At 63.9% G+C, this 15,539-nt stretch carries 11 protein-coding genes and 1 tRNA gene; 6 read left to right on the top strand and 6 right to left on the bottom strand.

Annotated elements, in window-relative coordinates; all coding sequences use genetic code 11:
• Positions 1-53 precede the first annotated feature (53 nt).
• The 3 genes from NKI63_RS14425 to NKI63_RS14415 are packed head-to-tail and all read left to right on the top strand — an operon-like array spanning position 54 to position 3,711.
• On the top strand, positions 54-977 hold the full coding sequence (locus NKI63_RS14425) for an ABC transporter permease subunit (RefSeq protein WP_352479493.1): 924 nt from the start codon (positions 54-56) through the stop codon (positions 975-977).
• Positions 970-2,088: an ABC transporter permease gene (locus NKI63_RS14420; RefSeq protein WP_254819905.1), complete on the top strand. Its 1,119-nt coding sequence runs from the start codon at positions 970-972 to the stop codon at positions 2,086-2,088. Before NKI63_RS14425 ends, NKI63_RS14420 begins: the two co-directional genes overlap by 8 nt.
• 3 nt (positions 2,089-2,091) lie before the next feature.
• The gene (locus NKI63_RS14415) at positions 2,092-3,711 is read left to right on the top strand and encodes an ABC transporter ATP-binding protein (RefSeq protein WP_352821918.1); all 1,620 of its coding nucleotides are present in this window, start codon (positions 2,092-2,094) and stop codon (positions 3,709-3,711) included.
• Between the two features lie 70 nt (positions 3,712-3,781).
• On the opposite strand, the gene NKI63_RS14410 is transcribed toward NKI63_RS14415, so the two are convergent.
• Positions 3,782-3,858, bottom strand: a tRNA-Pro gene (locus NKI63_RS14410).
• Positions 3,859-4,063: 205 nt separating this feature from the next.
• On the opposite strand from NKI63_RS14410, the gene NKI63_RS14405 reads away from it, so the two are divergent.
• Positions 4,064-5,578 (top strand): phosphomannomutase/phosphoglucomutase, encoded by a 1,515-nt coding sequence (locus NKI63_RS14405; RefSeq protein ID WP_502900470.1) that lies wholly within the window; start codon positions 4,064-4,066, stop codon positions 5,576-5,578.
• Between the two features lie 15 nt (positions 5,579-5,593).
• Positions 5,594-7,864, top strand: a complete 2,271-nt coding sequence (locus tag NKI63_RS14400) for an AGE family epimerase/isomerase (protein ID WP_352821913.1) — start codon at positions 5,594-5,596, stop codon at positions 7,862-7,864.
• On the opposite strand, the gene betB is transcribed toward NKI63_RS14400, so the two are convergent.
• Genes betB through betI form a run of 5 tightly spaced genes read right to left on the bottom strand, consistent with a single transcriptional unit; the run spans position 7,828 to position 14,130 of the window.
• Positions 7,828-9,291, bottom strand: coding sequence for a betaine-aldehyde dehydrogenase (gene betB, locus NKI63_RS14395; RefSeq protein ID WP_352821910.1), 1,464 nt, complete (start codon positions 9,289-9,291; stop codon positions 7,828-7,830). The genes NKI63_RS14400 and betB overlap by 37 nt on opposite strands.
• A 59-nt stretch (positions 9,292-9,350) precedes the next feature.
• The gene (betA, locus tag NKI63_RS14390) at positions 9,351-11,003 is read right to left on the bottom strand and encodes a choline dehydrogenase (protein ID WP_352507458.1); all 1,653 of its coding nucleotides are present in this window, start codon (positions 11,001-11,003) and stop codon (positions 9,351-9,353) included.
• A gap of 3 nt (positions 11,004-11,006) precedes the next feature.
• Positions 11,007-12,014 (bottom strand): threonine/serine dehydratase family protein, encoded by a 1,008-nt coding sequence (locus tag NKI63_RS14385; RefSeq protein WP_502900469.1) that lies wholly within the window; start codon positions 12,012-12,014, stop codon positions 11,007-11,009.
• Entirely contained in the window at positions 12,014-13,543 is a 1,530-nt protein-coding gene (gene betC / locus NKI63_RS14380) for a choline-sulfatase (RefSeq protein ID WP_352507460.1), read from the bottom strand. The genes NKI63_RS14385 and betC overlap by 1 nt, the downstream gene beginning before the upstream one ends.
• On the bottom strand, positions 13,540-14,130 hold the full coding sequence (betI, locus tag NKI63_RS14375; protein WP_352454288.1) for a transcriptional regulator BetI: 591 nt from the start codon (positions 14,128-14,130) through the stop codon (positions 13,540-13,542). Before betI ends, betC begins: the two co-directional genes overlap by 4 nt.
• Before the next feature lie 223 nt (positions 14,131-14,353).
• Between betI and NKI63_RS14370 the strand changes: the two genes are divergently transcribed.
• Positions 14,354-15,520 (top strand): acetyl-CoA acetyltransferase, encoded by a 1,167-nt coding sequence (locus NKI63_RS14370; RefSeq protein WP_352507462.1) that lies wholly within the window; start codon positions 14,354-14,356, stop codon positions 15,518-15,520.
• Positions 15,521-15,539: the final 19 nt, after the last annotated feature.

The following is a 15,539-nucleotide window of genomic DNA, read 5'->3' as shown; positions in this document are numbered from 1 at the left end:
GCTAGAGTGCAATCGTCCAGCTGGACGCGCGCTCTGGATCAAGCGGGGCACCGATGCTGCGTTACGTATTCCGGCGGCTTCTGACCGCCATTCCGACGCTGTTCGTCATCGTGACCATAGCGTTCTTCCTGATACGTGTCGCGCCGGGCGGCCCGTTCAACCAGGAGCGGGGCCTGAGCCCCGAGATCAGGGCCAATCTCGAAGCCCAGTTCGGCCTCAATGATCCGCTCTGGCTGCAGTACGTCCACTATCTGGGCAATCTTCTGCGCGGCAATTTCGGTCCCAGCTACAATATGCCGGATTTCACCGTCGGCGAGTTGTTCAGGGAGGGCCTGCCGATCTCGATCCAACTCGGCGCTTCGGCACTCGTTCTGGCGCTGCTCCTCGGCAGCGTGCTCGGCACTGTTGCGGCGCTCAACCAGAATAAGCTTGCCGACTATTCGGTGATCGCGCTGGCGACCGCCGGCAGCACCATACCGACCTTCGTCATCGCCCCGGTAATCCAGCTTGTATTCGGATTGACGTGGAAGCTGCTGCCGATCGGTGGCTGGGGCGATGGAGCCCTTATCAACAAGGTCGGCCCGGTACTGACGCTCGCTCTGCCGCAGATCGCCATCGTTGCCCGCCTGATGCGCGGCTCGATGATCGAATCGCTGCACTCACATCACATCCGTACCGCGCGCGCTCTCGGCCTGTCCGACTGGTCAGTCGTCGTCAAGCATGCGCTGCGCGGCGCCATCCTGCCGATCGTCTCCTTTACCGGTCCGGCAGCTGCAGCCCTTCTCACCGGCTCGATCATCGTCGAGACCATCTTCTCTATACCGGGCATCGGCCGCCATTTTGTCGTTGCCGCGCTCAACCGCGACTACACTCTGGTTATGGGGACGGTGGTGGTCATCGCGCTCTTCACCATTGTCTTCAACCTGATCGTCGACGTCCTCTATGGTGTCGTCGATCCGAGGGTGCGCTATGACTGATATCGCAGTTGCCGCACCGGTCGTCGGCCGATCCCTGTGGGGTGACGCCTGGGCGCGCCTCAAGGCCAATCGCGCGGCCATGTTCAGTCTGTATTATCTTGCCTTCATCACCGTCATCAGTGTGTTTGGGCCCTATTTCGTGCCGCACCAGTATACCACCATCTATGCCGACTATGTGCGCACGCCGCCGAGCTTCTCCGCCTATCCGCAGGCCGACATGATCGAAGGCGCTCTCGATGAGGCGATCAGGCGTATGCGCGTCGACATTAAGGATTGGCGGCAGGAGGGCAGCCGTGTGTTCGTTACCGTCAGATCGTCCAAGCCGATCGACGACCGTAACATTCGCTACCTTGATCGTTCCGATACCTTTGATGACACAAAGATCGAGAGCAAATCGCCGGATGGTCTCGAAATGGTGATGAGTGCCTCGATCAAGCAGCAATATTTCCTGTTCGGCACCGACAACACCGGCCGCGATCTGCTGTCGCGAACGCTGATGGCCGGGCGCATATCGCTGGCCATCGGATTGCTTGCCGGCATTGTGGCCGTGGTCATCGGCGTGCTCTACGGCGCCACCGCAGGCCTTGCCGGCGGCAGGGTCGACGAGGTGATGATGCGTGTCGTCGACGTGCTCTATTCTTTGCCGTTCATCTTCTTCGTCATCATGCTGGTTGTGTTTTTCGGCAGGAACTTCGTGCTAATGTTCCTGGCCGTCGGCGCGGTGCTGTGGCTCGACATGGCGCGCATCGTGCGCGGACAGGCGCTGTCGATCCGCCGGCAGGAATATGTCCAGGCGGCAGAGGCGATGGGCGTCGGACAGCGTGGCATTTTGCTGCGCCACGTTATCCCCAATTTGCTCGGGCCGGTGGTGATCTACATGACGCTGCTGGTGCCGCAGGTCATTATCCTGGAAAGCTTCCTGTCGTTCCTCGGGCTCGGCGTCCAGGAGCCGATGACAAGCTGGGGCGTGCTGATCTCGGTCGGCGCCCAGAACATCGGCTCGGCCAACTGGCTGCTTTTGTTCCCGGCATTCTTTCTCGTCTCGACGTTGTTCGCGTTGAATTTCGTCGGCGACGGCCTGCGCGACGCGCTCGACCCGAAGGATCGTTGAGAGATGGCTGCTTCCGAAACCATCCTCAGCGTCAAGGACCTTCGGGTCCGCTTCCGCACTCTCGACGGTGTGGTGGAGGCGGTGAAGGGCATCAATATCCACGTCAAATCAGGCGAGACCGTCGCCGTCGTCGGCGAATCCGGTTCCGGCAAGAGCCAGACGATGATGGCGGCGATGAGCCTGCTCGCCTCGAACGGCGAGGCCACCGGCACCGTCGATTATCGCGGCCGCAATCTTTTGACCTTGAGCAAGCCCGAGCTCAACAAGATACGCGGCCGCAAGATCAGCATGATCTTCCAGGAGCCGATGACTTCGCTCGACCCGCTCTATTCGATCGGCAACCAGTTGATCGAGCCGATCCGCAAGCATCGCGGGCTGGGCGCCGCGGCGGCGCGCGAGGAGGCGCTCAAGCTGCTGCGGCTGGTCCATATTCCCGATCCGGAGCGGCGGATGAAATCCTACCCGCACGAATTGTCGGGCGGTCAGCGCCAGCGCGTCATGATCGCCATGGCGTTGGCCAACGACCCCGACATACTGATCGCCGACGAGCCGACGACCGCGCTCGACGTCACCATCCAGGCGCAGATCCTCATGCTACTCGCCGAATTGCAGCGCAAGCTCGGCATGGCGATCGTCTTCATCACCCACGACCTCGGCATCGTCCGGCGCTTTGCCGATCGGGTCTATGTGATGCGCTATGGCGAGGTGGTCGAGGAGGGCAAGGCGGAAGCGATCTTCGCCAACCCGCAGCACGCCTACACCAAGATGCTGCTGGCCGCCGAACCGACCGGCACCAAGGCGCCGCCGCCGCCGAATGCCCCTGTCCTGCTTGAAGGCAGGAACGTCGAGGTGACCTTCAAGATCGGCGGCGGATTCCTTGGCGGCGAGCCGCTTCTGCTGCGCGCCGTCGATCGCATTTCGATACGGCTGAAGCGCAACCAGACGATCGGCATCGTCGGCGAATCCGGCTCGGGAAAATCGACGCTCGGCCGCGCCTTGCTGCGGCTCCTGCCCAGCGACGGCATCATCCGGCTTGGCGACCGCGACATTTCCCACGCCGACCGCCACGCAATGCGGCCGCTGCGGCGCGAATTACAGCTGGTCTTCCAGGATCCATTCGGCTCCCTGTCGCCACGCATGACCGTCGGCCAGATAATCACTGAGGGGCTGCTGGTCCACGAGCCCAATCTGTCGGGCAGGCAGCGCGATCTCCGCGCGGTCGACGCCTTGCTCGAAGTCGGGCTCGACCCGAACACGCGTAACCGCTATCCGCACGAATTCTCCGGCGGCCAGCGGCAGCGCATCGCCATTGCGCGCGCCATGATACTCAAGCCTAAAGTGGTGGTGCTGGACGAGCCGACCTCGGCGCTGGACCGCTCCGTGCAGAAGCAGATCGTCGAATTGCTGCGCAAGCTGCAGGCCGACCACGAGCTGTCCTATCTGTTCATCAGCCACGACCTCGCCGTCGTGCGCGCCATGGCCGACTACATCATCGTCATGAAACAGGGCAAGATCGTCGAGGAGGGACCGGCCGAGGCGATCTTCAGCAATCCGCAGGCAACCTACACACAGACACTGATGGCCGCGGCCATCGATGTCACGCGATTTCGCCTGAGCGCATAGCGCGATTGGTCAGAACTGCGGCGGATAGTGGTTGTGTCGGGAACAAAAACAGCTAAGCCGCTGTTTTTTCTGGTCGGAGTGGCAGGATTTGAACCTGCGACCCCATCGTCCCGAACGATGTGCGCTACCAGGCTGCGCTACACTCCGTGACCAGACCGCGGGCTTATAGCCGCCGCGTTTGGTTACTGCAAGCGTCAATGGAGGCGCTTCTGTCGCATTTCTTTCGCTTTCGCCGCCACGTCATACAGGTTTCAGTTTCCTGTCGCACAAACACGGCTTAAAGGGCTTCTGGGTAACCGTCGCCTTGCCTCGAAGCACCTGATTCAGCAGCCTGGAGTTTGCAGCCTTGTCGATGAAGATCGTTAGCGATGTCAGACCAAACACTTTTGAGTTTGAAACCTCGGCGCTGATCAAGCCGTCCGGGTTTCGCGAATATGATGCGCGCTGGTGGTTCGGCCATCCCGGCTCGAACGAAACGCCGGAACTCAATCTGATCGGCGTCCAGGCGCTCGGCATGGGGCTCGGCACGCTGATCCGTCGCCTGGGTGCCGGGCCCGACATCGTCACCGGTCACGATTTTCGCTCCTATTCGCTTGCCATAAAGCTGGCGCTGGTTTCCGGGCTGATGGCAGCCGGCGCACGGGTCAAGGATGTCGGGCTGGCCCTGTCGCCGATGGCTTATTTCGCCCAGTTCGCGCTCGACACCCCGTCCGTCGCCATGGTCACTGCCTCGCACAACGAGAATGGCTGGACCGGCGTCAAGATGGGCGCGGCGCGCCCGCTGACTTTTGGTCCGGAGGAGATGAGTGCGTTGAAGGCGATCGTGCTGTCCGGCGATTTCGATCTTGTAGGTGGCGGCTCCTATGACTTCGTTGCGGACTTCCGCAAAACCTACCTTGACGATCTGACAGCGGGAAAGCGTATCTCGAGGAACCTCAAGGTGGTGGCCGCTTGCGGCAACGGCACCGCTGGGGCTTTCGCTCCCGAGGCACTGGAAAGGATCGGCTGCGACGTGATCCCGCTCGACGTCGAGCTCGATCATACGTTTCCCAATTACAATCCCAACCCCGAAGACATGCAGATGCTGCACGCCATTCGCGACAAGGTGCTGGAAACGGGCGCCGATGTCGGGCTCGGTTTCGATGGCGACGGCGACCGCTGCGGCGTGGTCGACAATGAGGGCAACGAGATCTTCGCCGACAAGGTCGGTGTCATGCTGGCGCGCGACATTTCGCACCTCTATCCCGGCTCGACTTTCGTCGTCGACGTCAAGTCGACCGGATTGTTCATGACTGACAAGGCGTTGCGGGAAAATGGCGCGGTCACCGACTATTGGAAAACCGGTCACTCCTATATCAAACGGCGCGTCGCCGAACTCGGCGCCGCCGCCGGTTTCGAGAAATCGGGCCATTTCTTCTTCAATCCGCCGATCGGCCGCGGCTATGACGATGGCCTGGTAACGGCCATCGCCATATGCCAGATGCTGGATCGCAGCCCGCAAAGCAGCATGGCCGATCTCTACCGCGATCTGCCGCTGACCTTCGGCACGCCGACCATGTCGCCACACTGCGCCGACGAGCTCAAATACGGCGTCGTCGAGCGCGTCGTAAGCGATTTTCGCAAGATGAAGAACGACGGCGCGGTCTTCGCCGGCCAGAAGATCGCCGAACTGATCACCGTCAACGGCGTCAGGGTCGTGGCGGAGGATGGTACCTGGGGGCTGGTGCGGGCATCATCGAACAAGCCGGAGCTTGTGGTGGTGGTGGAGAGCCCGGTATCATCCGAGCGGCGCCGGCAGATGTTCGAAGCCGTCGATGCGGTGCTGCGCCGCAGCCCCGAAGTCGGCGCCTACAACCAGACCTTTTGAGCGGGGCTCGTCTTCATGACCGAACGGATCGTCAGTTTTGTGATGAGTGGCGGCGTCGGCTCGCGGCTGTGGCCGCTGTCGCGCGAGGATAATCCCAAGCAGTTCCATGATTTCTCCGGCGACGGCTCGATGCTGGCCAAGACGCTGCGGCGGCTGACCGCACGGCCGGAGGGCGAAACGCCGGTCTTCCTGATTGCCTCGGAAAGGCACGCCGACCGCGTTCATGCCGATATTGCCGGTCTCGAGCTTTCCGGCGGCGGCCCGCTGTTCGAGCCGACCGGCCGCAACACTGCCGCGGCCGTTGCCTTGGCAAGCCTGCGCACCTTGTCGGAATTCGGCGACAGCCTGGTGCTGGTGGTGCCCTCCGACCACGAGATCGCGACGGCGCAGCAATTCTGGCAGAGCGTCGAAGCCGGCACCGCGGCGGCGCGCGACGGCAGGCTGGTGGTTTTCGGCATCAAGCCCGCGCAACCCGAGACCGGCTATGGCTACATCGAGGTGGCCGGCGAGCGGGACGGCATCTGCGACGTCTCGCGTTTCGTCGAAAAACCCGATCTCGCCACGGCGCAGAGCTATCTCGAGGCCGGTAACTTCTATTGGAACACCGGCATCTTCCTGTTTCGCGCCAGCGCCATGCGCGACGCATTCATGGCTTTCCAGCCCGATATCTGGAGCGCCACCGAGGCTGCCTTTCAGGCGGCGACATCAGACCTTTCGGGCCTCTACATGCCTCTGGAGCTCTATGCCGCCATCCCATCGACATCGATCGACTATGCGATCATGGAGCGCGCCAGCGGCATCGCCATGGTGCCGGCGGGCTTTCGCTGGAACGATCTCGGCTCCTGGCAATCGCTGCTCGACGTCGGCCCCTCCGACAGGCAGGGCAATGTCATCGTCGGCGATGTCGTCGCCATCGATTGCGAGAACTCCTATATCCGCAGCGATGGTCGCCTGCTGTCGGCCATTGGCCTGAAGGACGTCGCCATCGTGTCGACCGCCGACGCCACTTTCGTCGCGCCGGTCAGCCACAGCCAGAATGTCAAAAAAATCGTCGAGCAGCTCGAAAAGAGCGGTCGCCTTGAGACCAGGTTCACGCCCGCCGACGATCGCGTCATCGAAAGCGGCGCCTGGCAGCGCCGCGTGCACCATTGGCTGTTCGAGGAGACGGTGCCGTTGTGGTCGACGGTCGGCGTCGATGAGCGCCATGGCGGTTTCCACGAAGCGCTCGGCTTCGATGCCGCCCCGCTGATGAAACCCAAACGCATGCGCACGCAGGCCAGGCAGATCTACGCCTTCGCCGTCGCCAAGGCGCGCGGCTGGAACGGCCCGGCCGATCGGCTGATCAGCCACGGCCTCGAATTCATGGCCAGGCACGGACGTACCGACAATGGCGGCTGGGTACGCACCCTCAACATCGACGGCACCGTCGCCGACGGCGCCGAGGATGCTTACGATCATTCCTGCGTGCTCCTGGCGCTGGCGCATGCCCATATGTGCGGCAATCCCGATGCGTTGCGGCTTGGCGAGGAAACCTTTGCGTTCATCGACGCGCATCTCGAGGACGAACGCCTGACCGGCTTCCGCGAGACCTCGAGCGGCGAGGGCGAGCGCCGCTCCAACCCGCACATGCATCTGCTCGAGGCGTTCCTGGCCTGGCATCAGGCGACCGGCGAGCGCGCTCATCTCCGCCGCGCCGCGCGCATCGTCGATCTGTTCCGCAGCCATTTCTTCGACCCGGAAAGCTGGACCCTTGGCGAGTATTTCGACCATGAATGGCGGCCGGCCCCTGGCGAGAAGGGCACCTGGACCGAACCGGGCCATCATTTCGAATGGGCCTCGCTGCTGGTCGACTTCGCCGGCCGCAGCCGCCAGAGCGACTTGACCGGCCTCGCCAGGAAGCTCTACGCGTCGGCGATCGCCAATGGCCTGAACCGCGCCACGGGCCTCGCCTACGGCGCCGTCTCGCGGCAAGGACTGCCGCTCGACCGCGTCTCGCGCAGCTGGCCGCAGGCCGAAGCGATCAAGGCGGCGATCGCGCTGGACGGTTCGGGGGGGCCCGACCTGAAGCCGGAAATCGAGGCGCGGGTCGGCCGGCTGTTCCGCTGGCACATCAATCCGGCACCGCTCGGCCTGTGGATCGACCGCATCGACGAACGCGGCCGCTCGCTGGCAAACGAGGTGCCGGCCAGCATCTTCTATCATCTCGTCTGCGCGCTGACCCAGTATCTCGACGGCACGGCCCGCAAGGATCAGTACGGGCTGGCGACATCCCCGGTCTCGACATAGACCGACTTCAGCTGCGAATAGAGTGCTAGCGCCGCGAGTGAGTTCTCGCGGCCGATGCCGGACTGCTTGAAGCCACCGAAGGGGATTTCGACCGGCGTCAGATTGTAGGCGTTGATCCAGCAGGTGCCGGCCTGCAGTTCGGCGATGACACGATGGGCGCGCGCCAGGTCGCGGGTGAACACGCCGGCGGCGAGGCCGAATTCGGTATCGTTGGCGCGCTCGATCACCTCGTCCTCGCTGTCGAACTTCAGCACGCTCATCACCGGCCCGAAAATCTCCTCGCGCGCTATGCGCATCGTGTCGGTGACCTCGGTGAACACCGTCGGCTCGACGAAGAAGCCACCCTGGAAACCCTGCAGCGAAGGCACATTGCCGCCGCAGGCGAGCACCGCGCCATCCTGCTTGCCGGCCTCGATGTAAGAGACCACCTTGTCGTGCTGCGCCTTCGAGACCAGCGGCCCCATCTGCGTGTCCGGATCGAGCGGATCGCCGATGCGGATTTTCTTCGTCCGTTCGGTCAGCCTCTCGACGAAACGGTCATGGATGCCGCTCTGCACGAAGACCCGCGTGCCGTTGGAGCAGATCTGGCCGGTCGAATAGAAATTGCCGAGCATCGCGCCGCCGATGGCATTTTCGAGGTTGGCGTCTTCGAAGACGATCAGCGGCGACTTGCCGCCGAGCTCCATCGTCGCGTGCTTCATCTTCGAGCCGGCGAGCGACAGCACCTTGCGGCCGGTCGGCACCGAGCCGGTCACCGAGACCTTGGCGACGACGTCATGGCCGACAAGGCCGGCGCCGACATCGCCCAAACCTTGCACGACATTGAACAGCCCGTCCGGCAGGCCGGCCTCGGTGTAGATTTCGGCGAGCGCCAGCGCTGAAAGAGGCGTGTTCTCCGACGGCTTGAACACCATCGCATTGCCCATGGCGAGAGCCGGTGCGGATTTCCAGCCGGCGATCTGGATCGGGTAGTTCCAGGCGCCGATGCCGACGCAGACGCCGAGCGCCTCGCGCTTGGTATAGGCAAAGGGCCCGCCGAGATCGACGGCCTCGCCATTAAAGGCGGCAACGGCGCCGCCGAAATATTCCAGGCAGTCGGCCGCCGACGGGGCGTCAGCAACCAGCGTCTCCTGGATAGGCTTGCCGGTATCCAGCGTCTCGATGCGCGCCAGATCGGCATTGCGCGCGCGCAGAATGTCGGCGGCACGGCGCAGGATGCGGCCGCGTTCGACGGGCTTCAGCCGCGCCCAGGCCGGTTGTGCCGCACGCGCCGCCTCGATCGCGAGCTCCAGCACGTTCGGCGTCGCCGAGCGCAGCATGGCGATGGTCTCGCCGGTTGCCGGATAGATAACCGGCAGCGCTGCGCCGCGCTCGTCCTCGATATAGCGGCCGTTGACATAATGCGATGCCGTTGGCTGGGCGCGCATGACTGTTCTCCAAATCGTCTTGCCGCGGCATGCGGAATATGCGTCCGCCGGATCATGGCCTATCTGTCCGACACCTGCCAGCGCGGATTGATCCATGGTTCCTGGTTGGAAGGTGGCAGCGGCGTGCGCCCGAGAATGTGGTCGGCGGCCTTCTCGCCAGTCATGATCGACGGCGCGTTGAGATTGCCGTTGGTGACGCGCGGGAAGATCGAGGAATCGGCGACCCGCAGCCCTTCAACGCCAATGACGCGGCATTCCGGATCGACCACGCTCATCGCATCATCGGCACGGCCCATCTTGCAGGTGCCGCAAGGGTGGTAGGCGCTTTCGGCGTGGTCGCGAATGAAGGCGTTGAGGTCGTCGTCGGACTGCACATGCGAGCCCGGCGACAGTTCCTTGCCGCGGTACGGATCGAAGGCCGCTTGCCCGAAGATCTCGCGGGTCAGCCGGATGCAGTGGCGGAACTCCTTCCAGTCGTCCGGATGCGACATGTAGTTGAAGCGGATCACCGGCTTCGATTTGGGATCGGGCGAGCGCAGCGTGACCGAACCGCGCGACTTCGACCGCATCGGCCCGACATGCGCCTGGAAACCATGCGCCTTGGCCGCCGCTTTGCCGTCATAGCGGACCGCGGCCGGGATGAAGTGATACTGGATATCGGGATAATCGACGCCAGCGCGCGAGCGCACGAAGGCGGCTGCCTCGAAATGGTTGGTAGCGCCGAGGCCGGATTTGAAGAACAGCCATTGTGCCCCGATCATCGCCTTCGAAAACGGATTCAGCACCGAGTTCAGCGTGATCGGCTTTGTCGATTCCTGCTGGATGTAGAGCTCCATATGATCCTGCAGATTGCGGCCGACGCCCGGCCGGTCGGCGATCACGGGAATGCCGTTCTCCCTAAGGTGCTGGCCGGGGCCGATGCCGGACAGCATCAGGATCTTGGGCGAGTTGATCGAGGACGCGGCAACGATCACCTCGCGCCGCGCTCTGACTACCTGAATCCGTTTGCGCGCTTCGATCTCGACGCCGGTGGCGCGTTGATTCTCGATGATCACCCGCCGGGCGAAACCCTTGACCAGGATGACATTTTTCCGCCTCAGCGCCGGCCTCAGATAGGCGCTCGCCGCCGACCAGCGACGGCCGCCGCGGATGGTCTGCTCCATCGGCCCAAAGCCCTCCTGCTTCGCGCCATTATAGTCGTCGGTCAGCTCGAAGCCGGCCTGACGGCCTGCCTCGACGAAGGCGCCATAGAGTGGGTTCGTCCTCGAGCCGCGCTGCACAGTCAGCGGGCCGCCATGGCCGCGCCAGCCATCCTCGCCGCCTGCGCTGTCCTCCATGCGCTTGAAATAGGGGAGCACGTCGGCAAACCCCCAGCCGGCCGCGCCCTGTTCGGCCCAGTGGTCGAAGTCGCGGGCATGGCCGCGCACATAGACCATGCCGTTGATCGAGGACGAGCCGCCGATGACCTTGCCACGCGGCGTCGCCAGCACGCGGCCACCGAGGTGCGGCTCGGGCTCGCTGGCAAAGCCCCAGTCGTAGAGGCTCATATTGAGCGGGATCGACAGCGCCGACGGCATCTGGATCAGCGGCCCAATATCGCTGCCGCCATATTCGATGACGATGACCGAATGCTTGCCCTCCTCCGACAGCCGGTAGGCCATGGCCGAGCCGGCCGAGCCGGAGCCGATAATGACGAAATCCGCTTCAAGCATGGTTCATGCGCGCCCGTGGTTCATATGCGCAATGAAATCGGCCAGCGAGACGTTGCCGCCGGTTGCCACTACGAGAACGGTCTTGCCGGTCGCGTCGACCTTACCGCCGAGCAACGCCGCCAGCGAAGCAGCGCCGGATGGTTCGAGCACCAGCTTCAGCCGCTCGAAGGCGATGCGCATGGCGCGCCGCACCGAGGCATCGTCGACGGTGACGCCGCGAACGCCGGCCGCCTTCACCGCTGCGAACGGCGCGTCGCCCGGCCGCCGCGACATCAGCCCGTCGCAGATCGATTTCGGCCCGATCGGCATGGTTTCGATGGCGCCATGCGCCAGCGACGAGCCCATGCCGTCAAAACCTTCGGGCTCGACGCCGATGATCTCCGTGGCGGGCAATAGGTAGTGGAAGGCCAGCGAAACGCCCCCGATCAGGCCGCCGCCGCCGACTGAGCAGAACAAGAGATCGGCCTCCGCTTGCCTGGCGGCGAGCTGGTCGAGTGCCTCCAGCCCGGCACCGGCCTGGCCGGCGACGATCTCCGGATCGTCGAACGGGTGCAGCAGCGCCAGGCCTTCGCCCGCAGCGATCTCGCGCGCCTTGGCGGCGGCGACTTCCTCACGCGCGCGCTCGCCATGGTCAGTCAGCACCACGCGCGCGCCGTAGCCCGATGTGGCGTCGCGCTTGGCGGCCGGCGCGTCGATCGGCATGACGATGGTGACGGGAATGCCAAGCGCTTCGCCTGCCGCCGCCAGCCCTTGCGCAAAATTGCCGGAGGAGTAGGCGACGACGCCCTTTTTGGTTTCGTCAGGCGAGAGCTTCTTCAGCCGCCAGTAGGCGCCGCGCACCTTGAACGATCCGGCCCATTGCAGCGATTCGGCCTTAACGAAGACGCGGGCAGCGCCGGTCTCGCGGGCGAGTGCCGCCGATTCCAGCAGCGGCGTGACCTGCGTTGCCTTGGAGGTGACGGCATAGGCCTGCCTGAGATGGTCGAGCGAGGGGACGAGACGGTCTGCCATCATTTGCCTCGCGGAAAGCGCTTCTGCTCTTCGAGCAGGTCGAGGTTCATATGGTTGCGCATGTAGCGCTCCGATGCCTTCTGCAGCGGCTGGAATTCCCAGGGATAATGGGTGCCGTTGCGCAGCGCCGGGTAGACCACCCAGCGGCGTGCCTGGCTGGCACGCACCGCGGCATCGAACGCCGCCATGTCCCAACGCGCCCGCACCTTGTCGGTGAAAGCGGCCACCAAAGCCGCATTGGCCGGATCGGCGGCGAGATTGGTCAATTCCCGCGGATCCGATTCAAGATCAAACAGTTGCGGCGGATCGATCTCGCAATGGATGAATTTGTAGCGGCCCTCGCGCATCGCCACCATCGGCGCGTTGGAGCCTTCGGCGGCATATTCCATCAGCACCGGCGCGGAGCGTTTCTTTCCGTTCAGCAACGGCAGCAGCGACTGGCCGTCGGTCCACGGCGCAATCGCGCTGATGTCGATGCCGGCGAGATCGCAAAGCGTCGGCGTCACGTCGAGGTTGGAAACCGGCGTCTCGATCAGCCCGGCGTGTACGCCCTTGCCGGCGATCATCAGCGGCACCCGCGCCGAACCTTCGAAAAAGCACATCTTGAACCACAGGCCGCGCTCGCCGAGCATGTCGCCGTGATCCGAGCAGAACAGGATGATCGTATCGTCGAGCATTCGCGTGCGCTCGAGTACCGACAGCAATTCGCCGACCTTGTCGTCGAGATAGGAGATGTTGGCGAAATAGCCGCGCCGTGCGCGGCGTATCTGCTCAGCGGTGATGTCGAACCTGTCATAGTCGCTGGCGCGGTAGAGCCGCTGCGAATGAGGGTCCTGCCTGTCGTAAGGAATGAAGCCGACCTCGGGCTCGAGCGCCGGGCAATCCTGGTAGAGGTCCCAGTAGCGCCGCCGTGCGACGTAGGGATCGTGCGGATGGGTGAAGGAAACCGTCAAGCACCAGGGCCGATGTGCGGCATCGTCGGAGACGCGGGCAAAATCGTAGAGCTTCTGCACCGCATGGAAGGCGACCTCGTCGTCATATTCCAGCTGGTTGGTGATCTCGGCGGTACCGGCGCCGCTGACGGAGCCGAGATTGTGATACCACCAGTCGATGCGCTCGCCGGGTTTGCGATAGTCGGGTGTCCAGCCGAAATCGGCCGGATAGATGTCGGTGGTCAGCCGCTCCTCGAAACCGTGCAACTGGTCCGGCCCGACGAAATGCATCTTGCCGGAGAGGCAGGTGTGATAACCTGCGGCGCGCAGATGATGGGCAAAGGTCGGGATCGAAGACGCGAATTCGGCGGCGTTGTCATAGACCCCGGTGCGTGACGGCAACTGGCCGCTCATGAATGCGGCGCGGCCCGGCGCGCAGAGCGGCGAGGCCGTGTAATTGTTGCAAAAACGCGCCGAACGCGCGGCGAGCGCCTTCAGATGCGGCGCGTGCAGGAAGTCCGCCGGCCCATCCGGAAACAGCGTTCCGTTGAGCTGATCGACCATGACGATCAGGATGTTGGGTCGCTTGGATGTCACTGCTTCTGCCGTCCGCTGAGCTTCGTTTCGAGATAGTCCTCGACCAGTGCAATCGCGGTCGCGGCATCGGGAACACCGTCCTTCAGCGCGCGCCTGATATAGAGCCCGTCGATCAGCGCCGCGGTCGCTTCGGCGACCCGATCGGCCTCGCTTCTCGGCAGGATGCCGGCCAGCCCGCTGAGCAGATTGGAATGCAGCCGGCGCGCATAGACCTTGAGCAGCCGGCGGAGTGCTGCCGATTTCTGCGCCTCGACATAGAAGGCGAGCCAGGCGGCGATCGTTTCGGGCTGGAACTGGATGTCGGAGAAATTGACCGCGACCACCGCCGAGACGCGCTGGCGCGCCGTGCCGGCCGCGCGAAGTGCGCGGCGCGTATCGGCGGTGAGTTCGCTGAGGATGTGCCGCATCGTCGCCAACAGCAATTCGTCCTTGACGCCGAAATAATGGTGGGCAAGCGCCGAGGACACGCCGGCGCGCCCGGCGATTTCCGACATCGTCACATCAAGCGAACCGCGCTCGCCGATCGCCGAGATCGTTGCGTCGATGAGCGCCCTGCGGCGCAACGGCTCCATTCCGAGTTTCGGCATTCCTGCTCCGGCCTGTTGGGACAAGATTATTTTTTATTGACGCATCAATCAACAAAAATCCAGCCTGATTTGCTGGCAAAAGCCAGGCACTATGACCAGATGATCAAGATCAAGCGATTGTGCGGTTCTGGCCCCTTCACGAAGCCGGCGGAACGGTTCATGCTTGAACAATGCTGAGGCGGGCCGCGACATACGTTGCCCGGCCCGCAGGATGGAGGTTGCCATGACAGCATGCATCGTCGGCTGGGCGCATTCGCGCTTCGGCAAGCTCGAAGGCGAGACGCTGGAGAGCCTGATCACCAAGGTGGCAGTCGAGGCGCTCGATCATGCCGGCATCGGTCCGGATGACGTCGACGAGATCGTGCTCGGCCACTTCAACGCCGGGTTTTCCGCCCAGGATTTCACCGCGAGCCTGGTCCTCCAGGCCGACGACCGGCTGCGCTTCAAGCCGGCGACCCGCGTCGAGAACGCCTGCGCCACCGGCTCGGCGGCGGTCAGGCAAGGCATCCGCGCCATCGACGCCAATGCCGCCCGTATCGTGCTGGTGGTCGGCGCCGAGCAGATGACGACGACGCCCGGTCCCGAGATCGGCAAGAACCTGCTCAAGGCCTCGTATCTGCCGGAGGACGGTGACACGCCGGCAGGCTTCGCTGGCGTCTTCGGCAAGATCGCCCAAGCCTATTTCCAGCGCTACGGCGACCAGTCGGATGCGCTGGCGATGATCGCCGCCAAGAACCACAAGAACGGCGTCGACAATCCCTACGCGCAGATGCGCAAGGATTTCGGCTACGAGTTCTGCCGGCAGGAAAGCGAAAAAAACCCCTTCGTCGCCGGTCCGCTGAAGCGCACAGACTGCTCGCTGGTGTCGGACGGTGCCGCCGCGCTTGTCCTTGCCGACACGGCCACGGCGCTGAAGATGCGCCGCGCCGTCGCCTTCCGCGCCAATGAGCATGTGCAGGATTTTCTGCCGATGTCGAAGCGCGACATTCTCGCCTTCGAAGGCTGCGAGCAGGCCTGGAACCAGGCGCTGAAGCAGGCGGGCGTGACGCTCGGCGACCTGTCCTTCGTCGAGACGCATGACTGTTTCACCATCGCCGAACTGATCGAGTATGAGGCGATGGGCCTGGCCAGGCCGGGCGAGGGCGCCAAGCTGGCCCTGGATGGCGAGACGGCGAAAGATGGAAGGCTGCCGGTCAATCCGTCTGGCGGGCTGAAGGCCAAGGGCCACCCGATCGGTGCCACCGGCGTATCGATGCATGTGCTGGGCGCGATGCAACTCGTCGGTGAGGCGGGCGGCATCCAGGTGCCGGGAGCAAAGCTCGGCGGCATCTTCAACATGGGTGGTGCCGCGGTCGCCAACTACGTTTCCATTCTCGACCGGATCAGATAAACCCGCCCGCATTTGCGGG

Source organism: Mesorhizobium sp. M0410 (genome assembly GCF_040321435.1).
Classification (GTDB): Bacteria; Pseudomonadota; Alphaproteobacteria; order Rhizobiales; family Rhizobiaceae; genus Mesorhizobium.
Note: the sequence above shows the minus strand (reverse complement) of the source record. Positions and strands in the feature narration are given on the sequence as shown.